We start from the raw sequence: 25524 nt of genomic DNA on the forward strand, positions 1-25524 counted from the left end.
TCAGAAGCGGTCGGCGCGATACGGCGCCGGATCGGTGAACGGGGTTTCGCCCGTCATCATCTCGGCCAGCAGGCGGCCGCTGACGGGGCCGAGCGTCAGCCCGTGGTGGTTGTGCCCGAACGAGAACCACAGCCCGCGATGCGCGGGCGCGGGGCCGATCACCGGGCGCATGTCGGGTGTGCATGGGCGGAAGCCGAGCCACGGTTGCGGGTCGAGCCGCTCGCCGAAACCGAACACGGGGCGCGCGATGCGTTCCGCGCGTTCGAGCTGCACGCCGGTCGGCGGCAGGCCGCGCCGCGCGATCTCGACACCGGTCGTGAGCCGCAGCCCGCGCCGCATCGGCGCGATCACGTAACCGTATTCGCGATCGACGATCGGCGCCGACGGCACGCCCTGCGCGGATGGCGCGTAGTGCATGTGATAGCCGCGTTTCTCGCGCAGCGGAATCTTGTAGCCGAACTTGCCGAACACCGTGTCGGACCACGGGCCGAGCGCGACGACGACGGCCGGTGCCGCGGCCGTGCCGTCCTGCGTGTTGACCTGCCAGCCGGGCGACAGCGCGTCGAGGCTCGCGGCGTCGCCGGTCAGCAGCGTGCCGCCGTTCTGCACGAAGAGCTGCGCGTACGCTTTGACGAGCGCGGACGGATCGACGACGCTTTTCGGATCAAGCCAGTGCAGCGCGCCGCAGAAGCCGGGCGCGAGGCTCGGTTCGTGCGCGAGCAGCGCGGCGGCGTCGAGCGGCGTGATACCGAGCCCGTGGCGGCGCGCGGTGAGGCCGGCTTCGGCCACACCGCGTTCGAACGCGGCCGGCGTGCGGAACGCTTCCAGCCAGCCGTTCGCACGGATCAGCTCCCCGGCGCCGGCCCGCGCGATCAGCGCGTCGTGCTCGACGAGGCAGCGCTCGATCAGCGGCAGCATGTCGCGCGACGCCGCCGCATGACGCATCGGCGCCGATTCCCACCAGAAACGCGCGAGCCACGGCGCGAACGCGGGCAGCGACGCGCTGTGCCAGTAGAGATCGGTCGAGCGGTTCAGCGCGTAGCGCATCAGCGTGAACGGGCTGCGCGGGAACGGATACGGCTCGACCGACGAGCGCTCGATCAGCCCCGCGTTGCCGAAGCTCGTGCCCTCGCCGGGTGCGCCGCGATCGACGAGGGCGACCTTGCGGCCGCGATCCTGCAGGTGCAGCGCGGCGGAGACGCCGACGATGCCGGCGCCCAGAACGATTACGTCGAAGTCCATGAATGGTAGATGGCGGTTGGCTACGCAAGCGCGAGGTCGCATTCGCTGCGCTGCCGGTGTGGGAAGTCGTTCGAGCTACAAGCATACTCGCGCGCGCATGGCGTACCAAGAATTCGGCGGAATGAGAACGCCAACCGAGCTAGGGGCGGCGGAATGCCGGGCGGTGAGGAACGCGTGGTTCGATGTAGTCGGTCATCTGTTGTGAATGTGCGACATGACGAAATTCGTACCGATCGTATTCGACCTATTGCGATGGCTGATAAATCAATAAGACGGGTGTCAATGAAATTGAGGTTGGTTTATCGGGATAAATGATTCGTGTAATCGTGATTTATGATGGCTTGAGTTTCGGTAAGGGAAATTTGAATTTGATGGAGATGTGTTTGCGAGGATATCTGTTGCAGGTTCCATGGAAATAAAGATTTGAATTGTCGTGGCTAGATAGCCGAAGGAGGCGGGTGAGGCGGCGCTCCGGGTGGTCAAGGTGTCGAAAAATATAAACATACCAGCACCAAAAAAGCTTTCCAACCGTCAAATTCATTGTGTGGATGGCGACGGCTGCACAGGATGGTTCCGTAAAAATATAGGACGAGTTTGAAAGGCAAGGTGGAATAACAATCGGACAACGATTATTCGTATTTCAGGCAATCTGCCTGAATATGTTTCATTGAATTACGATGCGTGCGAGACCAATCATTACGCCGCCAACCCATGAAGTATCGAGAAACTTCGGCCGTGTTGATTTCGGTGTTGGCGAGTGTTTCCACGTTAGCGCAAGCCGTTCCGCCGTCTGAAATTACGCTTGGCCCGCAAATTCAGCGTTTGCAGCAGCAACAACTGGAAGCCGCCAAGGAACTGAATCCGCGCGCCAATGTGCTGACGCCGGCCGGTGAATCGTCGTCGAAGGCCGGTGTCGCGAGCCTGCCGCTCGACACGCCGTGTTTTCCGGTCACGACCATCGCGCTGGAAGGCAACACGTTCGGATGGCTCGCGCGCTTCTTGCAGCCGGTCGTCGGGCAATGCGTTGGCAAGACCGCACTCAAGCAGATTCAGGACGCCGCCAATAACGCACTGATCGGGCGCGGTTATGTCACGACCCGCGTTCTCGTGCCGACGCAATCGATGCAATCGGGGATGTTGACGCTGCGCGTCGTCCCGGGGCGCATCAGCGACGTCCGGGCAGACCCATCCGCCATCGGCTGGTTGCGCACGGCTCTGCCTGCTTCGACTGGCGCGTTGCTGAACCAGCGCGACATCGATCAGGGGCTGGAGAACCTGCGCCGCCTTCAATCGCAGTCCGACGCCACCATCGACATTGCGCCGGGCGTGAATCCCGGCGACTCGGAGGTTGTCCTGCATCCCGGAACCGGGAAGCGCTGGCACGCCGTCATCGGGTCGGACAACGCGGGCCTCGACTCGACGGGCAAGTACGAACTGTCGGGCTCGATCACGTTCGACTCGCCGTTTCACCTCTACGACCAGCTGCAGATGGCCGGTACGACCAACGCGAACTTCGGCGCATCCGACCACGGCAACCAGTCGGTGTCGGCCAACTACAGCGTGCCGATCGGTTACGCGATGCTGACGTTGAACGCGAGCCGCTCGCGCTACAAGCAGACCGTCGCGGGGTTTGACGAGCCGATCGAATACAGCGGTGTTCAGTCCCAGCTTCAGGCCGGACTATCCGGCGTGATCCATCGGAACGCCTACGCGCGGACGGAGCTGCGCGGCAACCTGTTCCGCAAGATCAGCCGCAACGCGATCGATGGCGTGGACGTTCCGGTGCAGCATCGCGACGTCATCGGCTATGAACTGGGTCTGGCGCATCGGCAAACCATCGGCAACGTCGTGCTCGACGGTTCGCTTGCGTGGCGCGCGTCGCTGCCGGGCTTGTCCGGCAACGCCGGCACGGTGGTGGGTGCGCCGGACTTCGACGGCAAGACGCAGGTCGAGCTGGCGAGCTTCAGCGCCCAAGTGCCTTTCAAGCTCGGCGGTCAGGCGTTCTCGTACCAGTTCGCGTGGAACATGCAGAACGCACGCACGCCGCTGACCCCTTCCGACTATTTCACGATCGGCACGCGTTATGCCATACGCGGTTTCGATCAACAACTGACGCTCGCCGCGGAGAGCGGCTGGGCGGTTTCCAACGAACTCGACTGGTATGTGCCGACGCCGGTCGGCACGCAGGCGCTGTATGTCGGTGTCGATGCCGGGCGTGTGCGCGGGCCGGCCGCGCAGTACCTGATCGGCGAGACGCTCGTGGGTGCCGTCGTGGGCATGCGCGGCCAGCTCGCACCGAAAAACGTGCTCGGTGCAGCGCTGAACTACGACGTCTCGCTCGGCTGGCCGTTGTCGAAACCGCCAGGCTTCAACACCGATTCGCCGACGTTGTTGTTTCAGGTCAGCACGTTGTTCTGAGCGTAGTTGGGGTGGGCCGATCGAGGTCATGGATCTTGAGTCGGCATTTCGTCAATCGTCAAGTAGAACTAAGGAGTAACCATGCAATTCGTGTATCGGAAGCGTCATATCTTGCAAGCCGCGACGGCAACGTTTGCGGTGGTGGCCGCGCTCGGTCTGAGCGCGTGTGGTGGCGGCGACGACGGTGGCAGCGGAAGCGCCGCGGCATCGACCGACGCATCCGCAGGCGGTCATGTGCCGGGCGGTGCTGCGTCGTCGATTCGCGTGGAGGGTCAGTCTCAGGCCCTGTCGAGCAGCCTCGCGACCGTGAGTGTGATGACCCCGCCCGTATCGTGGAAAGCGGACGGGTCGTTCCCGGTTGGGTCGTTCACGCTGTCGAGCAATGGCGTCGACGCATCGCAACTCAAGTCGCAAGCACCGGGTGCGTACACCACGCTGCCGCGAACCGGCGACGTGCTCAGTCTGTCGACCGGCACCGTGACCGACATCGCCGGCAATGGCGATTACGCGATCGGCCGCTGGACGGCGGGTAGCGACTCCGCTGGCCACTCGTACACCGGGAACCAAGGCCAGACCTGGGCAGTTGGCGCCCCGGTGACGGTCAGCGTGACCGATCAGACGCAGTTGAACTGCGAGCTTGCTGCCGCAACGCGTCCTACCTCGATCGACGGCAATACCGCACCGGGATCGCTTGCCGGTGCGACCGCGGTCGTGACCAGCAAGAAAGACGCATTCGGCTACCTCCAGGCGAACGCGGCCTTGACGCTGCAGTACTCGATCGGCGCGGACACGAATCAGACGTTCAGCGGCAGCACGCAGGTCGGTTCGATGTCGACGTCGGTTACGACAAAGTCGTCGCTGTTTTCCCGCTTCATGGGACCGAATGAAGCGACGCCGTATCTCGTCGTGTCGTATGGCGTTCATGCGCCGACGGTGGGTGGTGTGAACGGTCTGGCGGTGCTGAGCTGCAAGTAACGTGTGAACGCGGCCAGCGGCATCGACGCATGAGCGATGTCGCTGGCCCGACGTATTTTCAGGAAGAAATCGATCATGAATTCCGGAATCTTTCGCCTGGTGTTCAATGCCGTGCGCGGCATGCTAGTGGCCGTCGACGAACATGCATCGGCGCACGGGGGCGGCGAACGCGGTCGTGTGCGCCGAACGGTACACGATGAATCTGTGGAATCCGGAATCTCGATCTGGTTTGCCGCGCGTGCGATTGCGTTTGCGTCGCTGTGCACGTTCGGCATGCAACCGCTGGTCGCCGAAGCGCAGGCAACGCTGCCGATCACGCCCGATCGCAGCGGGCCGACGCATCCGGTCGTCGGCGTGTCGGCATCGGGCGTGCCGCTCGTCAACATTACCGCACCGAAGAACGGCGTCTCGCTGAACAGCTTCACGCAATACAACGTCGGAACGAAGGGCGCGGTGCTGGTCAACAGCAGCCGGAATTCCCAGACGCAGCTCGCAGGTTGGGTTCAGGGGAATCCGTTTCTCGGCAACAACACGGCGCGCGTGATCGTCAACCAGGTCACGTCGGGCAATCCGAGTCGATTGCTCGGGCCGACCGAGATCGCGGGCAATCGCGCGAATCTCGTGATCGCGAATCCGGCCGGCATCACCTGTGCGGGGTGCGGCTTTCTGAATGTCCCGCGCGTGACGCTGACGACCGGCGTGCCGACCTTCAATCCCGATGGCACATTGGCCGGGTTCAACGTCAAGCAGGGGCACATCGGCGTCGACGGTGCAGGGCTCGACGCCCACGGCAGTGCGATCGACCTGATCGCACGCGCGATGACGATCAACGGTCAGGTCTGGGCGGATTCGATCGACGCGGTGGCCGGCGCGAATCGCGTCGATTATGCGAGCAACACCGCGCACGCACAGTCCGGTACCGGTGCAGCGCCGGGCGTCGCGATCGACGTGCAGGCGCTGGGCAGCATGTTTGCCAACAGCGTCCGGATGATCGGGACCGAGGCCGGCGTGGGCGTGCGAGATGCCGGTTCCGTCACGTCGCTGACCGGCGATATCCACGTCTCGAACAACGGCGACGTGACGATTGCGCCGACCGCACGTCTTCAGTCGGCCGCGAACACCCGGATCGAGGGTGCGAACGTTGCGCAGCAAGGCTCGATCGTCAGCGCGCAGGCGACGGATCTGAATGCGTCCGAGGCGCTGTCGAACGCCGGAACGATTGCGTCGGGCGGCAATACGAACCTGATGGCGGCAACCTCGTTCACTAATAGCGGGCAGGCGTACGCGGGTGCGGATTCCGCAGGCGATCTCGTCGGCGGCGGCTCGATCACGGCGCGCGCGGCGAATGTGACGAGCAGCGGTACGCTGGCCGCGGGCGACAACGTCAATCTGTTCGCGAACGATGTGACGCTCGACCATGGAACCGTCAACGCGGCCAGTGCGATCAACGTGACCACGAACGGCACGCTGTCGAACGTTGGCGGAACAATGACCGGCCAGAATCTGACGCTCGATGCGGGGCAATTGGTCAACGACTCGGGCGCCATCAGTTCGCAGCACCTTGCGAACGTGACGGCGCAAGCGGTTTCGAATCGGGCCGGTACGTTGGTGGCGGATGCGCTGTCGCTGAAATCGGCGGGCGTGGTTGACAATACCCGGGGGAAATTGATTGCGCGCACGGCGCAGGTCGCTGCAACCGACTTCACGAATGCCGCGGGCGAGATCGGCACGTCGACGGGTGCGTTGGCACTGACGGCGACCGGGAGCGTATCCAACGACAACGGGAAAATCGCAGCTGGCAATGGTCTCGCGCTGACGGCGAATACGGTTTCCAACGCACAAGGCCAGATCGGCTCGGTGGCGGGCGATACCTCGCTCGACGTCACGTTATCGCTGAACAACGCAAGCGGCAAGATTGCGTCCGGTAACGACCTGTCGATTCACACGGTCCATCTCGACAACGCGGCCGGCTCGATCGCCGCAGATGCTGCACGGATCACCGCGAACGATGTCGTGAACACGGGCGGCCGGATCGGCGCCACGGGCGCGCTGACCGTGACGGCGACCAACACCGTCTCGAATCGGTCCGGTGCGATGGTCGGCGGCAATGGTCTGTCGGTGACGGCAAGCAGCATTGGCAACGCGTCGGGCACGATCGGATCGGCCGCCGGCGATACGACGCTGCGTGCGACGCAGTCCCTGACGAACACCGGCGGCACGGTGAGTTCGGCCCAGGCGCTCGTCGTTGCAAGCGACACGATCGACAACTCGAACGGGAGTATGGCCGCCGAGCGCGGTGCGCAAATCCGGACGGGGGATCTCGTCAATGCGGGCGGCCAGATCGGGTCCGCGTCGGATGCGTTGTCGCTGAACGCGACGCGTACGGTGTTGAACGACAGCGGCAAGTTGATCGGGGCAACCGGGCTATCGGCAACGGCCGCCACGCTGGGTAACCGTGCCGGCCAGATCGGCACGTCCGCCGGCGACATGACGCTGACCGTCTCACAGGCACTCGACAATACCCAGGGCAAGATTACCGCTGCTGGCGCGCTGAATACGCATGCCGGTACGTTCGACAATTCGCAAGGCACGGTTTCGGCGGATGCGGCGAAGCTCGATGTAGCGGGCGCATTGGCAAACGCAGGCGGCGCGATTGCGGCGACACGTGACATGACCGTGGCGGCGCAGACCGTTACGAACCACGGCGGCACCATCGGTTCCGTCTCGGGCGCATTGTCGGTGACGACATCGGGCACGACGGATAACGCAGGCGGCAAGCTGCTGGCGTCGGGCGATACGAACCTGACCAACGCGGGACTGCTGAACGCGGGCGGCACGATCACGGGCGCGAACGTCACGCTCGCGTCGGGGCAACATGCCATCGACAACACGCTCGGCAACGTGGCGGCAAGCCAGTCGCTGACGAGCCGTTCGGGTGCGTTCGACAACCGGTCCGGGTTGGTGCAGGCGACGGGAGCGCTCGATCTCGATACGCGCGGCCAGACGTTCGACAACGGCGTATTCGCAGGACAATCCACGGGTGGTCAGGTTCTCGGCAATGGCGTGACGCTGACAACGGGAGCGCTGAGCAACGCGGGTGGTGCAATCTCGTCGAGCGGTGCGGCGACCGTCAACGCGGCATCCGTGATCAATGATGTGGGTTCGCTCGTCGCGGACGGCGCATTGACCGTACGGAGCGCCGGCACGGTGTCGAACGTGGCGGGCCAGATCGGCGGCAACAGCGATGTGACGGTGTCCGGTACGACAGTCGACAACACGCGTGGCGCGATGCACGCCAGCAGCACGTTATCGGTGACGGGCGATACGATTCGCAACGCGCAGACTGCCAATGCGACGCTTCCGGCTACGGCAGGTGTGCCGGGTTTGGCCGCAGGGATGGAAGGCGCCAGCGTTGCTCTCAGCGCGAACCACGCAATCGACAATACAGCCGGTGCGATTCGTGCCGACAAGGATGCGAAGCTGACCGCACCCACCATCGACAATACGTCGGGCAGCATCCAGGCGAAAGGCACAGCGACGCTGGCCGCGGCGAATGCACTGATCAACAGGCAGGGCGACATCAATGGCGGTCAGAGGCTGACGATCTCGACAGGCACGCTCGGCAACGACGGCAAGCTCCAGTCGATGGGCGACGTCACCGTGACGACACAAGGCGATCTGACCAACACCGGCCAGATCGTAGCGGGCCACGATCTGACGACCACGGCCGGCGGCACGCTCGACAACAGCGGCACCCTGTCGGCGGGCAATACCGCCAACGTGACCGCCCATTCCATCCGGAACCGTGCGACCGGCGAGATCATCGGTGGCAACGCTACCAACGTTCACGCGAACCAGTCGATCACGAACGAAGGCCTGATCGATGGTGGTGCAACGACGGTGACCGCGGGCGACACCGTGACGAACGCGGGTGGTCGAATCTACGGCGATACGGTCGCGGTGCGTGCGAACACGGTCGTCAACGACCGGAATGACCACGGCGTGGGTGGCGTGATCGCATCGCGCGGCGACATCGACATCGGTGCGCAGACGCTCAAGAACCAGAACGACGCACTGATTTACGCGAGCAACGACATTCGCGTCGGCGGTACGCTGGATGCGAACCATCAGGCAACCGGCAGCGCGCAGATCGTGACGAACGACGGCGCGCAGATCGATGCCGGACGAGACGTCACGATCGGCGCAAACCGGTTCGAGAACCTGAATTCGAACTTCCGGACCTCGACGGTCACGACCGACAGCGGCAACGTGTTGTGGTTCCAGGTGCCGGGTTCGACTGAAAGGATCGATCCTTCGACGGTTTACCTGTACCAGAAGAACAGCCAGGAAATTCGTCCGGGCATGGACTACCGATGGGCACTGGACGACGACCAGAAGTTCATTCTGCTGCCGTCGACCCAGTATCCGTTCGCCGAGTATGCGAAGTACACGATGAACGGTGTCGCGGGCAGGATCGACGACACGGCGTATCCCGCGGCGAACTTCGTCAATGGCGACAAGGCGGCTCAGACCGGCGCGTATCGGACGGTGCCGGCTGACATCTGGGCGCAGTTTGGTGTCGCACCGCCGCCGGACGAGAATCCGGCGTGGACCACGCAGGGGCCGTTCCTCATGTCGATGATCGGCGGAATATTGTCCGGCAGGCGCGGCGTCGGCAACGACTGGTTCACCGTCAAGCCGCCGACGGAAGCCGACGTGACCGGTGTGAAACCGCCTCCGTTTGGTCAGCCGAGCCCGTCGTGCCTGACCTCGACACATACTGCCTGTGCTCCGTTCCAGCAGTGGTACAACGCCACCGTCGCCGCGTACCGGAACCTGAACCGGGCGCTTGCCGGGTACAACGCGGACGTGGCGGGCCGCCTCGTGCAGACCTATACCGTCTATACGGTCGACGTGAAATCGACCAAGGACGTCGTCACGGCTTCACAACCCGGCACGATCACGTCCGGCCGGCATATCACGATCAATACCGCGTCCGGTGTCAACGACAAGAGCCGGATCGTGGCCGGCGACGGCAACCACCCGAAGAACGTGCAGAACATCGGCGCGACGGGCACCGAGACGTTTTCGGGTTCGGGCAAGGCGATTTATACATGGGTCCAGTCGGCCGGCGCGTTCCGTGGTGACGAACGCGCGACCTCGCCGACCCAATACTCGCCGGCCATCCCGTCGCAAACGATCGATCTGCCGGTGGTGCTGACCGATCCGGGCAGGCCGTCCAGTCCGGTCAAGAGCGTGGCGGTGGCGACGTCCGCCGCGCAGGGCGCGAGCGGGTCCGGCGTGACGCCGGTAGCGGGCAAGGACGTGGGCGGCCAGGTACGGGTCGATACCGGCGTGTCGAGCGTGGATGTCGGCGCCGTATCGGCCGTGAAGGCCCACGTCGGCGACGTGGTCGTGCGCACGGTGACGCCGAACACGCGCTTGCCGAACAATGCGCTGTATCGAGTGACGAGCGATCCGGGCAGCCGCTTCCTGATCGAATCGGATCCGCGCTTTACCGATTACCGGAAGTGGTTGTCGAGCGACACGATGCTGGAGGCGCTCAAGGTCGATCCGAATGTGGTGCTCAAGCGCATCGGGGATGGTTTCTACGAGCAGCAACTGATTCAGCAACAGATCATCCATGCGACCGGCCAGCGTTTCATCGGCGACTACACGGACAACCAGCGCGAATACGAAGCGCTGATGGCGAATGGCGTGAAGGTGTCGCAGCAGTTCGGGCTGAACGTCGGCACGGCACTGACCGATGCACAAATGGCTGCGCTGACGAGCGACATCGTCTGGCTCGTGAATCAGACGGTGACCATGCCGGATGGCAGCCAGCAGACGGTGCTGGTGCCGCAGGTCTATCTGCGCGCGAACGCGGCCGACGTGACCGGCGAAGGCGCGATCGTCGCCGGCAAGAACGTCACCATTGAATCGGATGGCGCATACAAGAACACCGGCACGATCGCCAGCCGCAATGTCACGATCATTCACGCCGATTCGATCGACAACAGCGGTACGGTGTCGGGCGGAACCGTGCTCGCGAGTGCGAACCAGGATCTCAACAATCTTGGCGGGTTGATTCAAGGCAACACCGTGGCGCTGTCGGCCGGCCGCGACCTCAACCTGACGAGCACGACCAGTTCGGCGAAGGCGGCGAATGGCAGCGCGACAGGTATCGATCGCGTATCGACGGTCAATGCGGGCACGTTGCACGCCGTCGCCGGTCGGAACCTGAACGCCAATGCGGCCGTCATCGCGACGACCGGCGATGCGGTGCTGGCAGCAGAAAACGACGTCAATCTGAATGCGGTTCGCCAGAGCAGCCAGGACGCGGTGAAGTGGGACGCCCGCAATCACGCGGAACACTCGGCGTCGAGCGACACGGGTACGCAGATCGCGATGGGCGGCAACCTGGCGATCGTCGCCGGCCATGACGTGAACACGACGGCTGCGTATGCGAACGCGCAGGGTGCGATCGGTATCAGCGCCGGGCACGACGTCAACCTGAATGCCGGTGAACGGAGCGCGAGCGCGAAAGACGAGCACTATCGCAAGGAAAACGGCTTCCTGTCGTCGAAGTCGACGCACACGATCGATTCGAGCAGCTATACCCAGGCGGTCGGCACGACCTTGTCGGGCAATGCCGTCGTCGTGCAGGCCGGAAACGACCTCACGGCGAAGGCCGCGACGATTGCTGCCACTCACGACGTGAACCTCGTCGCAGGACACGACCTTACCGTCACGACCGCGGACACGGCCTCGAGCGAATATCACTACAAGGACGTGAAGAAGTCCGGTCTCGGTAGTGCGGGTGCCGGGATCTCGTATGGCACGAACCAGACGATCGATAGCAGCCGCGATACGGTGAAGGGTTCGCAGGGCAGCCTGATCGGCAGCACCGATGGCAGTGTCTTCATGCAGGCCGGCAACACGCTGCATGTCACGGGCTCGGATATCGTCGCGCGCAACGACGTGATCGGCATCGCGAAGGAGGTGGTGATCGATGCGTCGCGGACGGATCGTCATCACGAAGAAACCCACGAAATGAAGAGCTCGGGTTTCACGCTGGCGGTGAAGTCGCCGGTGATCGACGCGGTCCAGAACGCGAACCAGCAGGCGCAGGGCGCGGGCGGCAGCCAGGACGGACGGGCGGCAGCGCTTCACGCGATTGCGGCGGCGGGCGGCATGGCCGATCTGGTCGGCGCGACCGGCAACCTGACGAACGCGCTGAACGATCCGAAGGGCAAGGTCGAGGCGAAGGTGGAGCTGAGCTTCGGTTCATCGCATAGCAAGTCGACGTTCACCGCGGACAGTACGCGGAGCAACGGCAGCACCGTGAAGGCGGGCGGGACGGCCGCGTTCGTGGCGACCGGTGACAAGAACGCCGGACAGGGCAACGTGACGATCCAGGGTTCGGACGTCACGGCGAAGAACGTGCTGCTGGAGGCGACCAACAAGGTCAATCTGATCAACAGCACGGACACGGACAGCACGCGCAGCACGAACGAGTCGAAGAGCGCGGGCGTGGGTGTTTCGTATGGAACGGGCGGGTTCGGGGTGTCGGCGTCGATGTCGCGTGCGCATGGCGATGCGAACTCGGATGCCGCGACGCAGAACAACACGCATATCAATGCGGCCAATACCGTGACCATCGTCAGCGGCGGCGATACCAATATCGTCGGGGCGAACGTCAATGCGCACAAGGTCATCGCGGATGTCGGCGGGAACCTGAATCTTGCGTCGGTGCAGGATATGAGCCAGAGCGCCGCGCATCAGAGCAGTTCGGGCGGTGGGTTCAACGCGAGCATGGGCGGCGCGAGCGCCAGCGTCAGCATGCAGAACGGTCGCGCGAGCGGTAGCTATGCGGGCGTGCACGAGCAGACGGGCATTCAGGCGGGAGACGGTGGCTTTGACATCACGGTCAAGGGCAATACGGACCTGAAGGGCGCGTATATCGCGAGTACCGCGACGAAGGACAAGAACCAGCTGACGACCGGGACGCTGACGTTCTCGGATATCCAGAATCACTCGGCATACGACGCAAGCAGCTTCGGGGTTAGTGCGGGTGGTGGTGTCGGTAATGGCGGCAACAACTACGCGACGCACGGGCCGACGAGCGGGAAGAACACGGGTGGTGCGTTGCCGCTGTATGTGAGCGAGAGCGACAGCAGTAGCGCATCGACGAAGAGCGCGGTCAGTGCGGGCAGCATCACGATTACGGATCCCGCGAATCAGAAGCAGGATGTGGCGATGCTGGAGCGTGATACGTCGAACCTGAATGGCACGGTCGGCAAGACGCCGGATTTGCAGCAGGTGCTGGGCAATCAGGCTGATCTGATCAATGCGGCGCAGGCGGCGGCGGAGACGGTTGCGAAGCAGGTCGGATCGTATGCGGACAAGAAGCGCGATGAAGCGCTGAAGAATGCGGATGGTACGAGTGATCCGGTGCTTAAGGCTCAGTATCAGCAGGACGCGAAGGATTGGGCTGAGGGTGGTAATAGTCGGGCTGCGCTACATGTTGCTGGTGGTGCGTTGACGGGGGGCTTGACGGGTGGTGGTTTGGGCGCGGTGGGCGGGGCGGCGGGGGCGGGTATGTCGGCGAAGCTCGCGCCGGAATTGAATGAAATTGCCAAGTCGATCAAGGACGCGGGGCCGACGGGTAACGCGAACGTGGATGAGTTGCTGGGGAACCTTGCGACGAATGTGTTGGCGGGTGGTGCAGGTGCGTTGGTGGGTGGTGGGACGGGGGCGATGGCCGGGGCGGGGGTGGATCGGTTTAATCGGCAGTTGCATCCCGAGGAGAAGAAGGCGATCGCGGAGAAAGCGGGCAAGGATAAGGCAGAAGAGGAGAAGTTGACGCGCGCGGCGTGCTATGCGGTGAAGTGCTGGGCGGAGTATCCGGCGGGAAGCGAGGCCCGGACCAAGAACTTTGTGAGCGAGGTCGAGGCAGCGCAGTTGCAGCCGCAACTGGAATGGGTGAATCGGCAGAAGGAATCGGGTTTGTTTGAATACGCGCCGTTGCAGAAGGTTGGCGATGCGGTGAAGAACGATCCGGTGGGGGTAGCTAAGGATGCGGCCAAGATGGTGGTTGGGGGTGTGACGGCGAAGGCCGGGGCAGGGTTCTGTACGACTGGCTTGGGGTGTGCTGCAGGTCTACCGATCTTGGCGTTTGGTCTAAGCGGTATGGCCGAAGGCGCTGATGGTCTGTATAACCGCTACAACGGCAACATTGATCCCGGTGTGAATCCACTGCGCTACGGATTCAATCAGGTATTACCTGCGGGGTGGGGGAACGTTGCATATGATGGGTTGAACCTTGCTGCCGCGATTGGCGCTCTTTACGCGCCGGTTCCTCTGAAGATGGGTGTTGCCGACGGCTTGAATCGTCCGGGGTCAATGTTCGGCGTAACTGTGCCGCGTATTAATAACAATACGCTGATACCGTTAATTAACCAAGTGGCACCTTACGGAACAACACAAGGTATTTTGTTATTCGGTGTGGGCTCGAAGGGGGTGGCTGTTATAAATGATGTGCGTGATGCCGGAGGGCAAAAATGAACTGGAGGCGTTTGTATGCAGTTAGCCAGATTGTTGGGGTTGTTGGCGGAGCATCCATTGCGGCTTCTGGGTTTTATGCTGTTATTGTGATTGGTATATGCAGGAAGCTGATCGGATTGGGTGAAAATATTTCAGTATTTGCAATTGGGATTCCGTTCTTTATTGTTGTGTTGGCTGTATTTGTTAAATATTTGCCGCGGCACTTACGAAAGGCAGGGATGTTGAGCGACGACCCCGAGAAATTCGGTCCATGGTTCAAGTCGCGTGACTGATTGAATGGTGTAGGTGTGAAATGAGGTGGCTCCCGGTATATTTTGTGTTCAGTCTGGCGGTTTGTTGGGTGATGATTGCCGTTGCGTGGGTTTTTGGTCTGATGGTTAGCTGTGCCCTTATCGATGGGTGTTATGGAAAATTAAGGTTCATTGATTTAATTGTGTTAATAGAAATAAAAAGCATTCTGGTGCGAGGAACACTGTTATCGCTAATTTTCACGCTATTTGCTTGGGGAAAACTTCGGCGTGGCTAGTCATTGAGTGGCTAAGTGGCTAAGTGGCTAAGTGGCTAAGTGGCTAAGGTGCTGAGCAATTTTGCCTTGATGGGTTGGGTTAAGAGACGGTCTGGCTAACGGCAAGCCTGGTATGTGATGGGTCTGCTATCAATGATATGCGTCACGCAAGAGTGTAGAAATGAATTGGTGGCGTCTCTATGCGACGGCTCAAATATGGTTCAAGGTTTGTGTGGCATCAGTTTTTAGTGCAGGGTGCTATACGGTCGTTGTAATTGGTGTTTGTCGGAAGCTGATGGGGTTGAGTGATGGAGTCTCTGTATTTGATATAGGCCTTCCATTCTTTATTGTTCTTCTGGTTTTGCATATTCGATTTTTGCCGAAGCCGTTGCGAAAAGCTGGGATGTTAAGCGACGATCCTGAGAAATTCGGTCCATGGTTCAAGTCTGACCGGACGAGCTGAATGACCAAGCCCGGCGGATGCCGGACTCGGTGCTCACGCCTGCTTTGAACGAGGGCGATGTCGAGGCTGTCGTTCAGCGGCGAATTGTTCGTCGTGGTGGATGCGGTCCTGTCGCATTCTGATGAAAGGTAGTGGGCGAAGGACTTCGCGAAGTTCTATGAGGACAACCGGCAACGCAACCACTGCGGAGCCGGCGCTGGATATGTTGCCGGCGAATGGCAATCGGTTGATGGCCGCTGCGGCGAACGAGGGTGGCGTCTTGCCGCTGTATGTGAGCGAGAGCGACAGCAGTAGCGCAACGACGAAGAGCGCAGTCAGTTCCGGCAGCATCACGATCACGGATTAGGCGAATCAGAAGCAGGATGTGGCGATGCTGGAGCGTGATACGTCGAACCTGAATGGCACGGTCGGCAAGACGCCGGATTTGCAACAGGTGCTGGGCAATCAGGCGGATCTGATCAATGCGGCGCAGGCGGCGGCGGAGACGATTGTGAAGCAGGTTGGATCGTATGCGGACAAGAAGCGCGATGAAGCGTTGAGGAATGCGGATGGCACGAGTGTTCCGGTGCTTAAGGCTCAGTATCAGCAGGATGCGAAGGATTGGGGCGAGGTACGCCGGTAATGGAACGGCTGCATTCTCTGCCGTTGGTGGCGGTGTTGTGTATTCACCGGGCAATGGAATCGCGACGGTCATTGGCGTTGGTGCCGGTGCAAATCTTGGAAAGACTTCCAATCCGGCGTCGGTTGGAATGGGTTATACCGTCGATCAGGGTAAAACAGGAGTCAGGTGGTAATTATGATGAGCTTCCCGGGCCAAACACCGAAGACGCGAGCACAGAAAATTGTCTGGTGGTGTTGTTTTGCGGCGATGATGAGTTTCATTGTGTACGTGGTGTTGAAGAACGTCTTCTTTAGTTGAAACAGCAAGCCCGGCGGAAGCCGGGCTTGCTGCAAAATTAGGGGGAAGGGAAGTGATTCAACGATTGGTCTTGCTTGCGGTCCGCATGCTTTGCATATGGTCTATAGCATGCGCGGTTGCTTGGGTTGGTGGTGCATATATGTATTCGTATTTTAATGAGATTGGCTACTCGCCCGGATGGTATGACGTGAAAGCAATCGCGCGAACTTCTGCAGTGATTTCTTTAGGGTTCGTTCTCTTGGCTTGGCTAAATATGCGCAAGCAGTAGAGCCGAACCAGCGGCTGCCGTGTTCAGTTTAATAGGTAGTTGCATCCGGATGAGCGGCAGTGAGCGAAGGACAACGCAGGTAAGTTTGCGCAGTTTTACGAGGATCAAACCGGGAAGCCGATTTCGGCGGGACAGGCGCAACAAATGTTGTTGGCGAATGGCTATCGGTTGGTGGACGCTGCGGCGAGCAAGGGGCAGGGCGGCGATGCGCTGGCGATGGCCTACGTTAGTTGGAAGGTGCGCGGATTGTTCCAGAAGGATCAGTACTACATCGATTCGTTCAGGTTTGGGAGCAAGGATGGATCGCCGACGTCGGAACGATGCGACGGCGAAACCGAGCTTCGGTTCGTCGTATATCGTCAACGCGAACTGGGTGGCTGCAGATGGCCGCCCCATGCGCTGGAAATCGGCCCGGCTCTCCCAAAGAACATATGAAGGTTGGCACAGCCGGTCATCCAATCCACTGATCAATCCACCCGCGCCGACACCGGATCGACGGCTGTACTGCATTTGCAAGCACCACCTCCCACCGCACCATTCCCCATACCTTCCACCCTTTCTCGCGGGTGTATCCCACTGGTTGATGATGCGATTTTCTACCTAAGATGAAGCAATCATGTGCGTGATACGGTGCCTGCGCGCGCATGGTTGAAGGGAGAGGGTAACGCCGGGGGGCAACGCCAGCGGATGTTTCCATCATGGATGCGAGAGTGTGCGCGGCGGCTGCCAGTCTTGCGACTGCAACGACGCCAACGGACGCGGCGGCAATCGCCGCGCGGACGACGTCCAGCCGGCTCGGCCGAGCCGCGTCGCTGCGCCACGCACTGATCGCAATCGTTTGCGCGCTGGGTGCGGCACCCGGCGTGCTCGCCGGGACGCCAGCCGATGTGAACGACTCGCCTGACACCGTGCGCATCGTCGCTGCCGCGAACCCCGCAAACCCCACCGATCCCGCCGTTTCGTCACACGACTCCGCCGTGCGTCAGGTCGTGCTGGGCATCATCAGTTTCACGCGCTGGCCGACGACACCCGTCCGCCTGCATCTGTGCGTAACCGGCCGAGCCGACTACGCGCGCGGCCTGACCGACACGCTGCAGGCCGGCTCGACGCTGCTCGACGTGCAGCGCGTCCGCTTCGACGATCCGTCGCTCGGCATGGCCTGCGACGTCGTCTATCTCGGCACCCTGGGCGACGACGAGAGAGCGCGGGTGAGAACCGCGGTGGCCGGCCATCCGGTCCTGACGATCTCGGAACACGATCCGTCCTGCACCACCGGCAGCATGTTCTGTCTCAACGTCGACGGCGAACGCGTGTCGTTCGACATCAATCTCGACGCCGTCGCGCGCAGCGGCGTGCGCGTGCACCCGAACGTGCTCAATCTCGCGCGACGGCCGGGGGCACCATGACACGGCACGCGCCTCCCGTTTCCCTTTCGCGCGTGCCGCGCCCGACGCTGCAAAGCGTGTTGCGCCGTGCGCACCTGCGCCTCGCGTTCGTTGCCGTCACGATGGCGGCTGTGTCGTTGATCGTGGTCGCCGTGATCGCATTGCGTGCGTATGCCGGCAACAACCTGAACCTGTTGGCCCGCTCGCTCGGTTATACGGTCGAGGCGGCGCTCGTGTTCGGCGACCGCGTCGCGGCGAACGAGGCGATCGGCTTGATCGCCAGTGACGAGGACGTGGCGCAGGTGGAGGTCACGGACAGCAAGGGCCAGCCGTTCGCGACGTGGCAGTTGCCTGCCAGCGGCGGGCTCGCCCGGCTCGAGCGAGGCGTTGCCGACCTTGCACTGCCCGGGCCCGTGACCGTCCCGGTGATGCACGACGGCATCATCGTCGGGCAGGTCGTCGTGCGCGGCCGCGGGCACCAGTTCTTCGGCTTCCTGCTCGGCGGCGTCAGCGGCATTCTCGGCTGCCTGGCCGTCAGCGTGCTCGGCGCGTATGTCAGCTCGAAGCGTCTGCTGCACAACATCGTTTCACCGCTGCGCGCGCTGGCTGGCGTTGCCCACGCAGTGCGGCGCGAGCGCGCATTCGCACAACGGGTCGAGCCTGCCGCGATTGCCGAACTGAACGAGCTCGGCGACGACTTCAATGCATTGCTCGACGAGTTCGAAGACTGGCAGAACACGCTGCGCGACGAAAACGCGTCGCTCGAACACAAGGCGACGCACGATGCGCTCACGGGCCTGCCCAACCGCGTGCAGTTCGAGTCACGCCTCGCGCTTGCCCTTCGCGAAGCCGGGGTGACGGGGCAGCGGGTCGGCATCCTGTATCTGGATTGCGACCGCTTCAAGGAGATCAACGATTGTCTCGGCCACGACGCCGGTGACGCGGTGCTGATCGGCATCGCGGCGCGGCTGCGCACGCAGGTGCGCGAGGCCGATCTCGTCGCCCGGCTGGGCGGCGACGAATTCGCGGTGATGTTGGCGGCGGTGCGCGAAGCGGGCAGCGTCTGCCGTGTCGCCGACGAGATTTTGTCAGGCATGGTGCCGTCGATCGAGCTGTCCGACGGCCGCATGGTGGCCACCATGATGAGTGCCGGTATTGCGCTGTATCCCGATCACGCGTCGGACGCGAACGGCTTGCTGCGCGCGGCGGATGCCGCGATGTACCGCGCCAAGCGTGCGCGGCCGGGGTCGTGGCAGTTGGCTGAAGGCGTTGTCGGGTCAGCTTGAGGTTGAGCGATTTTCCCTGCGGACGAGGCCGCAGCAGAGGTTTAATGAATAAATGCGCGCGCGATGCGGGCGCATTCGAAGGGGTCGAAGATGAAAAACTCGTATCCAGTGTGCATTGGGCGGATGTGCATCGGCGGCGCGCTGCTGCTGTGTATGCTGCTGGGCGGCTGCAAGACGCCGCCGCTTCACCGTGGGCTGACGCAGACGCAGGTCACGGCGCTCAAGTCGGCCGGTTTCCAGGAGACCGGAGCGGGGTTCGAGTTCGGGTCGACCGGGCCGATTCTGTTCGACTTCGATCGGTACAACCTCAAGCCGGATGTGCGGCGGATTGTCGAAAGGATCGGGCGGACGCTCAAGTCGGCGGGGATTAATGGGGTGCGGGTTTATGGGTACTCGGATCAAGAAGGGGCGGATGACTATGACTTCGAGTTGTCCAGGAGGCGGGCTGAGGTGGTGGAGATTGAGCTTGTAGATGTGGGGCTGGATGCGAAGCGGATTGTGATTGTCGGGAAGGGGAAGAGCGATCCGGTGGGAGATAACAGGACGCCGGTGGGGAGGGCGCAGAATCGGAGGGCGGCGATTGTGGTTTCGCCGAGGTGAGGGGGAATTGTTTCCGGGGGATGGCTAAGGGGCGGTGCGCATTGTGCATTTGTACGCAGCAATTGCGCGTGGCCGCCCGTCGACAAGCAAACCGGCCACCTTATTCCAGTCAGCATGGATATAGATGCGCCGCAACAGAAATTGGTTTACTTTGTTGGACGATCAGAAAAATCCTTGATCCACTCAATCAGTTTGTCAACGTCTCGCTCGAGAACTTCGATGTCCGGACATTCGGCAGGCAACTCGCTCGACTGAGAGTGCTCGAAAACAGAGTACCGCGTCATGAAATCGTCAATCATTGCGCAGTCGTCTGGTTGTATTTTTGCAAGCTTTCCGATGACATTCTGAGTTGTGATGCTTCGTCGGAAACGAATCAGCACGCCGCTAAGCAATATTGTTTCGACACATCGTTCGACCAAAATTCGAATGTCGCTGCACAGGGTCTTTGCCCCTTGCTCGTATTCTTCAACTTTGGCTGCGGTGTGAAGCTTCTTTAGCTGCGGAATTGCCTCGTTGCGGATCTTATTGAGTGCTTTGTCGGGTTTCGCATCCCTGACGCTCATGTCAGCGATTAAACCAACGCTCTGTCCAAGACGTCGCAAGGATACGGTAGCCAGCTCGACCGGCGCTGATTGCTTCTCGAGTTCAGCCTGATCGCGTAGTTTTTTTACGGTTGATTCTACTTGTGCCAGTAATGAAAGACGATGAGTAAAAATAATGACCTGACGTTCCCGAGCCAACGCAACGAGACGTTCTACCACATGCTCTTCGAAATCTTGATCGAGCGACGAAATTGGGTCGTCGAATACGAACGGCGTGGGTTGGCCTGAGCCCGAGATGTCGGCAAGGAACGCGGCCAATGCAATGATTCGACGTTCCCCCTCGCTCAAGATTGATTCCGCTTTTACGTCGTCCCCAGCCTCTTTAACTGAGAGTGAGAAAGTAACTTTTCCTTTACCCTGCTGCTTGCTCTTTGGTTCGACAGGAAGACGAGCACCATTGAGAGATTTAAGTTCTTTGGCAAACCGATCCTGATAGCCTCCTCTCAGCTCCTGTTCGGCAAGCTCAGTGTTCTTTCTTGTCAGGGCCGTAGTCGAGGTAAGTGAGATTGCTTTGGTGAGAGACGCGACAGTGTCCAACCGTTGCGCCTCATCGCGAATCGCATCCTGCTCTCGATGCATCCATTGACGCGCAATGAGTTCCTGCACTCGGAAAGTGAGATGCTGTCGCTTTCCATCCTGCAATAGCTCTGTCAACGCTTTCTTCTCTGCAAGCAGCGCGTTCGAAACGACCGCGATAGGCGATTCCAGTGTGTCCCACTCAACAATCGGAATTTGATCGAGTTGAACGGCAGTGTTGGCAGCGCTGCGGCACGCGACCAGAACACTAAGCCAGTCAGATGCGAATTGCTCCTCGAGCTTGATTGGATTGGTGCTTGCAATCCATGTCTTAACGTCAGGGAGCACAGGCAGCGCCTTCTCTAGCTTGCTAAGTGCTCGTTCAGCGTCTGCTGCGTCCTTCTCCAACTCACCCCGGACAAATTTCTCGAACTGCATTAAACGGACCTTGGCGTCATCGCCCAGTGGCTGCTGGCAAAGGACGCATTTGGCATCACCGGTAATATTCGGGAATTCTATGTCCTTGTATGCGTGCGATACGGAAAATTCGCGGGCCTTTTCCCAAAGGTCGCGCCACGATTCTAGACCGATTCCCTCCAGTGGCGAGCCGGCGAACACCTTCTCGGCATCTTCGCTGGCTGCCTTTCGCTTCTTGATCGCGGCCCCGCGAGCGGTTATGAGGTTCGCGAGACTTTCATTGCCTAGGGCTTCTTTCCAGCCCTGGACCATCGTCCTGACGATGCTGAGCGCCGAAATCTCGCGATCGACTACCTTAAGTCTTCCAGGGATGTCTTTCTCGGCGAGCGTGACTTCTCCCGAAATGCGCTCTAGATTCATCTCATCTGTGTAACTACAGGCCGTCACGATAGCTTCGGCGGTAGTTCCGGCTTTCATCGCCGTGATGAATTTTGCGGATGGCGTATTTGCCAAATCATCCGGAAACTTCGGCAGCTTCGACTGCAACTTGCTTTTCCGATCGGTAAGTTCGTTCGAGACGAGATCGCAGATCTTAATCAGGGACGAAACGAAGCGCATACGTGAGGGTTCGTAAGTAGCTTCGTTTTTTGCACCGAAGTAGAGAGTTGCCACGCTTGAATCAAACACATGGATGTGGCGAAGTTTGGGTACTGGACCACCTGACAATTTCCAAATATCCTCTGCTTCGCTGTCACCAACGGTGACATGGATGCGGGCAGACGGTTCAGGGTGCTCCTTGCTAAAGACGTTGCCTATCAGTTCTTCTTTCGCGCGAGAACCACAGATCTGCTTGATTAGTCGGGAATATCCACTTTTTCCGGAGCCATTTGATCCATAGATGACGAAAAGACCGGCGGTGCCGAAGTCGAGTGCAGCACCATCTTTGATCGCATTGATCCCCGCGACTTCGCTAATTTTGCGAATTCGAATCATGGGGTGACCCATAGACTGAGCAAGAGAGCCGGCGGCAATGTACTCGAATTGATCGCTCTCGTGCTTTGACGCTTCCAGGATGCATAAATCAGCGAGATTGCTAACCGCTGCCGCGTCAGGCAACGCCCGTGCTTTGATCATCCGTGCCGCTGCAGTTTGGACCCATTTGTGTCGTTCGGCGAGCCACTGTTCGAAAGGATGCAGCACCACCTCTTTTTTTGCCTCGTCTTCTATCTTCATGGGAATCTCTCATTCTTAGTTTTTCTTTGGCCGACGGTGTCAACCGCCAAACCCGGAACCGTTCTGTCGACGGGGTTGCTGTTTAAAGCTCTGCCTTATTGCACTTTTCAAAACACGACTCTTCTCTAAAGTGAAGTTGGCCTCAGCTTTTGCTGAAAACATTTCGTCTTCCGGCATGCCTAGTGAGTACATTTCTCGCTCGCGAAGTTCTTCCTGCTTCATATATTCTATGAACTTCTCTACCCGTTCTAGCCGAACTTTTACGCGCTCCACACGCTCGCTTCGTGTGAAGAATTGATATTCCTTTCTTGCTGCCTCTGTTAGATAATTGCTGGTTTCCTCGTTAAAAATTCCGCAATCGGTGCATATTAAATCAAGATATGTAAAATAATATGCGAGATCGCCAAACATATATAACCCATAGTTGGTGATTTTGATGCGATCTACGGATTCTGAATATGTGTCCAGTCTGTTGTCGGCCTCAACGAAGCCATGGCGTAACAGGATGTTCAGATTTTGTTCGAAATCCTCCTGCATGCTAAAAGTCTCGGCAAAATATGCTCGCAATTCTGCGGTTGCGAAGTATGAAGGGGCCGTTGGATCTGCCCCCTTTGCAAGCTTTCGCAAAATTCGAAGCGCGGTAAAATGAGAGCCATGACGTGTCGACCGGAGTTGATAAATGTTCGGGATATCGCTCAGCGATTCCTCGTAAAAATATCGATTTGGAATCATTACTGGCTTTATGACCTGATGAACCTGAAATTTCCACGCTCGATTGGCGATCATTTCATCTACGTTTGTGTAGCCGGACAACAGAAAGCTTCGAAAGAGATCCAAGGAAAGGCGTATATCGCCGTGCGCACAAGCGGTTAAGAAATTATTGAGTGGCGAACTGTCGCTTGAAAATTCTCGGCTTAGTATTTTAAGATAAGTGCCGCTGTCTTTTATAAAATCAAGTGCAGTTTTGTCAAGCTCGTCATCCTCGTCGAGTCCGCGTTTTTCTAGAACTGATACAGTATAATCGAGACGCTTCTTGAACACTTCCGCGGGGCGGGGGGAGCTAATATGGAAACCTGAATTCTGAAAGGCGTCGAGAACTCCATGAATTTTTGAGTCAAAAAATCGCTCCTCACGCATCGATATCAAAGTCACACATTTAAGGCGTTCCGATATTTCCTGTGCGGATGAAAAACAAAAATCTTGAACTTCTGATGAGTATTGGTCCGTGTTGTCAATGACGACGATTGCGCCACGATCTTTTGTGGAGAGGTGATTAACTAATCGCTCTGCGCAGTAGGCCATATCGTGCTTCCAGATCGCAATTAGTGAATTTAGCTTTAAATTATATGCTTCAGATGCTATCGCAAGTCCTGCGAGATCCTGCTTTTGCGCAGTCGAAAAACGATCTGAAAACAGGTCGCGTGTTAATGTGTCTCGATCTGAATTAAGTAAGCTATTTTTGTCAAGTTGTTTAACTAACCCTTCCCAGATCGCGGACCTGATGACTGCGACATCCTCTGGTACTTTAAGTAAATCGATGATTGCGATAGCAGCATGGTCCCGCAGCCAGCGCGGAGCGTTGTGATGTAGAAGGCGCTTTATGAATGTGGACTTTCCAGCCCCCTTTCCACCAAACAGAACCAATACTTCGCCTTTGCGGCTTTGCTTCAGATTTTTTGTTAATCGCCCTCCGAGGCGGCCGCCTTTTCCGGTATCTTCGAGCTGCTGAACACCGAAAGATTCGAAAAACGGCGAGAGTGAGTCGTGGATTAATGATCGCATTCCGTCTGAGGTGCCCACGTATTCTCGCTGCGACACATAACATCGCTCCATGAATTCAGTGTCGTCGTCCTTAATTACACCAAAATATCTATTTACGATTGGGCGAAGCTTTACAGCAAGACGGTTTGCTGTAATTGTGTGTGAATAAGATGATATTTTCTCTTTCGGGTAATGGACGTTTCGATCTTTCGGAGGTGCGCTGCTAAGCAGTGTCGGTAGAGACGAGCGCTCAGTGATAGCAACGAAAGACAGATTGTTTATCGCCTTGGTGTACTCCTGTGCGAAGAAATCGAGGCTCCGCACAACGAACGCCTGTAGCGATTCCCATCGTTTTCCCTTTTCGAATGTTTTGAAGAAAATCCATTCCAATCCATTGGTGACGCATGCATATTCGCAACCGCTATCGAAGCAGTATGTTCTAACCTGCTGCATCGCTGATTTTATGTTTGAATTGCTTAGTAACTTGGCGATTGAGATGTAGCAGGATGTTTCGTCGGATGTGTGAGGTATCGGTAATTCAAAGAATACGCCAGCTCTTTTTGCTTCGATGAAAAGCAGGTCATCACCGTTTGTCTTTTTAAGAACGTAGTCTGCGAAGCCCGGCGCGATAAATTCCTCGACGACAACCCGGTTTTTCGGCCATGAAAGGAAGTCGTGAATAATAAAGTTGATAACTTTGTGGCGTGTTTCGGCTTCGTTTATGTCTCTCTGCAAGGCATACGCTACTACACCCGTCAGTTGCTCCAGTTTGTCGCCTGCTTTCGAAGTTTTGTTGTCTTTCATGGTGCCCCGGGAATGTTTGCTTATATTTCATGCGTGCTCCATGATCATAGCTCAGCAGATTGTTCCGGTGAAACCCTTCTTTCTCGCTGACAGACAGAACCTAAGAGGCCGAGTGCGAACTATCTGGCAGGTGTAGTGCGGATCGTACGTAAGTACTTGATTTTTCGGATAGAGGTGGTCAGGTTGGTGTGATATGCAGTCGGCGAAAATGTCTACTTCCACTGTTGGCCGGCCGAGCGAACTGGAAATAGATCGGTTGGTGCTACCTCGTAGCGACCACTTTAGGCTCTAGGTGACGGCAGATCATTGCGATCTACAAGAGATGAGAAAGCACCGTTTCCGGCGAGGAACTTCAAGTGTGCCCGAACGACGACAAAGGTTAAGTGATAGTTACATCGTATCGGCGCAGGTCCATGTGATTGAGTCCAAACAGTTTCGAATCGTCATGTTCTGATGTGTCGCGCCCTAAGGCAGTCCAACGTTCGCCCTAATTGACTTTCTTGTTCTTTCGTCATCGGCGCTTGCAATAACCCAGAGTTATGACCCAATTGCGCACCTATACC

At 59.2% G+C, this 25524-nt stretch carries 12 protein-coding genes and 1 pseudogene; 8 read left to right on the forward strand and 5 right to left on the reverse strand.

Features of this window, described 5'->3' with window-relative positions; translation table 11 throughout:
- Positions 1 to 1242 carry an NAD(P)/FAD-dependent oxidoreductase gene (locus H3H55_RS20230; protein WP_129515591.1) on the reverse strand — a complete coding sequence of 414 codons (1242 nt, stop codon included), beginning with the start codon at positions 1240 to 1242 and terminating at the stop codon, positions 1 to 3.
- 711 nt (positions 1243 to 1953) lie between these two features.
- On the opposite strand from H3H55_RS20230, the gene H3H55_RS20235 reads away from it, so the two are divergent.
- The 4 genes and pseudogenes from H3H55_RS20235 to H3H55_RS20250 all read left to right on the forward strand — a co-directional run bounded on the left by H3H55_RS20235 (position 1954) and on the right by H3H55_RS20250 (position 14474).
- The gene (locus tag H3H55_RS20235; RefSeq protein ID WP_226800326.1) at positions 1954 to 3660 is read left to right on the forward strand and encodes a ShlB/FhaC/HecB family hemolysin secretion/activation protein; all 1707 of its coding nucleotides are present in this window, start codon (positions 1954 to 1956) and stop codon (positions 3658 to 3660) included.
- An 81-nt stretch (positions 3661 to 3741) separates the two neighbouring features.
- Positions 3742 to 4635: a hypothetical protein gene (locus H3H55_RS20240; RefSeq protein WP_193099932.1), complete on the forward strand. Its 894-nt coding sequence runs from the start codon at positions 3742 to 3744 to the stop codon at positions 4633 to 4635.
- A 75-nt stretch (positions 4636 to 4710) separates the two neighbouring features.
- A pseudogene (locus H3H55_RS20245) lies at positions 4711 to 13509 on the forward strand (hemagglutinin repeat-containing protein); the annotation flags it as partial.
- A 689-nt stretch (positions 13510 to 14198) separates the two neighbouring features.
- Complete coding sequence (locus tag H3H55_RS20250; protein WP_193099934.1) at positions 14199 to 14474, forward strand: hypothetical protein; 276 nt, start codon at positions 14199 to 14201, stop codon at positions 14472 to 14474.
- 729 nt (positions 14475 to 15203) lie between these two features.
- Here the strand turns inward: H3H55_RS20250 and H3H55_RS20255 are convergent.
- The gene (locus H3H55_RS20255) at positions 15204 to 15500 is read right to left on the reverse strand and encodes a hypothetical protein (protein WP_193099935.1); all 297 of its coding nucleotides are present in this window, start codon (positions 15498 to 15500) and stop codon (positions 15204 to 15206) included.
- Positions 15501 to 15540: 40 nt separating this feature from the next.
- Between H3H55_RS20255 and H3H55_RS20260 the strand changes: the two genes are divergently transcribed.
- A complete protein-coding gene (locus tag H3H55_RS20260) occupies positions 15541 to 15792 on the forward strand; it encodes a hypothetical protein (protein ID WP_193099936.1) in 252 nt (83 codons plus the stop codon).
- A gap of 544 nt (positions 15793 to 16336) precedes the next feature.
- Here the strand turns inward: H3H55_RS20260 and H3H55_RS20265 are convergent.
- The gene (locus H3H55_RS20265) at positions 16337 to 16867 is read right to left on the reverse strand and encodes a hypothetical protein (protein WP_193099937.1); all 531 of its coding nucleotides are present in this window, start codon (positions 16865 to 16867) and stop codon (positions 16337 to 16339) included.
- 188 nt (positions 16868 to 17055) lie between these two features.
- On the opposite strand from H3H55_RS20265, the gene H3H55_RS20270 reads away from it, so the two are divergent.
- From H3H55_RS20270 to H3H55_RS20280, 3 genes are all read left to right on the forward strand, one after another.
- Positions 17056 to 17763, forward strand: coding sequence for a YfiR family protein (locus tag H3H55_RS20270; RefSeq protein WP_193099938.1), 708 nt, complete (start codon positions 17056 to 17058; stop codon positions 17761 to 17763).
- Positions 17760 to 19028: a diguanylate cyclase domain-containing protein gene (locus tag H3H55_RS20275; protein ID WP_193099939.1), complete on the forward strand. Its 1269-nt coding sequence runs from the start codon at positions 17760 to 17762 to the stop codon at positions 19026 to 19028. Before H3H55_RS20270 ends, H3H55_RS20275 begins: the two co-directional genes overlap by 4 nt.
- Before the next feature lie 90 nt (positions 19029 to 19118).
- On the forward strand, positions 19119 to 19628 hold the full coding sequence (locus tag H3H55_RS20280) for an OmpA family protein (protein ID WP_193099940.1): 510 nt from the start codon (positions 19119 to 19121) through the stop codon (positions 19626 to 19628).
- Between the two features lie 146 nt (positions 19629 to 19774).
- Here the strand turns inward: H3H55_RS20280 and H3H55_RS20285 are convergent, their stop codons facing one another.
- Positions 19775 to 22396 carry an AAA family ATPase gene (locus tag H3H55_RS20285; RefSeq protein WP_193099941.1) on the reverse strand — a complete coding sequence of 874 codons (2622 nt, stop codon included), beginning with the start codon at positions 22394 to 22396 and terminating at the stop codon, positions 19775 to 19777.
- 39 nt (positions 22397 to 22435) lie between these two features.
- Complete coding sequence (locus H3H55_RS20290; protein WP_193099942.1) at positions 22436 to 24961, reverse strand: hypothetical protein; 2526 nt, start codon at positions 24959 to 24961, stop codon at positions 22436 to 22438.
- Positions 24962 to 25524: the final 563 nt, after the last annotated feature.

Origin of the sequence: Burkholderia sp. Z1 (assembly GCF_014893795.1) — a bacterium.
Lineage (GTDB): Bacteria > Pseudomonadota > Gammaproteobacteria > Burkholderiales > Burkholderiaceae > Burkholderia > Burkholderia theae.

Excerpts from the sequence above, each read along its gene's own strand:
- H3H55_RS20275 (WP_193099939.1), top strand. The coding sequence starts at position 17,760 with ATGACACGGCACGCGCCTCCCGTTTCCCTTTCGCGCGTGCCGCGCCCG.
- H3H55_RS20255 (WP_193099935.1), bottom strand. The coding sequence starts at position 15,500 with ATGCTGCCGGAACTGACTGCGCTCTTCGTCGTTGCGCTACTGCTGTCG.
- H3H55_RS20260 (WP_193099936.1), top strand. The coding sequence starts at position 15,541 with ATGCTGGAGCGTGATACGTCGAACCTGAATGGCACGGTCGGCAAGACG.
- H3H55_RS20265 (WP_193099937.1), bottom strand. The coding sequence starts at position 16,867 with ATGCAGTACAGCCGTCGATCCGGTGTCGGCGCGGGTGGATTGATCAGT.
- H3H55_RS20240 (WP_193099932.1), top strand. The coding sequence starts at position 3,742 with ATGCAATTCGTGTATCGGAAGCGTCATATCTTGCAAGCCGCGACGGCA.
- H3H55_RS20290 (WP_193099942.1), bottom strand. The coding sequence starts at position 24,961 with ATGAAAGACAACAAAACTTCGAAAGCAGGCGACAAACTGGAGCAACTG.
- H3H55_RS20285 (WP_193099941.1), bottom strand. The coding sequence starts at position 22,396 with ATGAAGATAGAAGACGAGGCAAAAAAAGAGGTGGTGCTGCATCCTTTC.
- H3H55_RS20250 (WP_193099934.1), top strand. The coding sequence starts at position 14,199 with ATGAACTGGAGGCGTTTGTATGCAGTTAGCCAGATTGTTGGGGTTGTT.
- H3H55_RS20280 (WP_193099940.1), top strand. The coding sequence starts at position 19,119 with ATGAAAAACTCGTATCCAGTGTGCATTGGGCGGATGTGCATCGGCGGC.
- H3H55_RS20270 (WP_193099938.1), top strand. The coding sequence starts at position 17,056 with ATGGATGCGAGAGTGTGCGCGGCGGCTGCCAGTCTTGCGACTGCAACG.
- H3H55_RS20235 (WP_226800326.1), top strand. The coding sequence starts at position 1,954 with ATGAAGTATCGAGAAACTTCGGCCGTGTTGATTTCGGTGTTGGCGAGT.
- H3H55_RS20230 (WP_129515591.1), bottom strand. The coding sequence starts at position 1,242 with ATGGACTTCGACGTAATCGTTCTGGGCGCCGGCATCGTCGGCGTCTCC.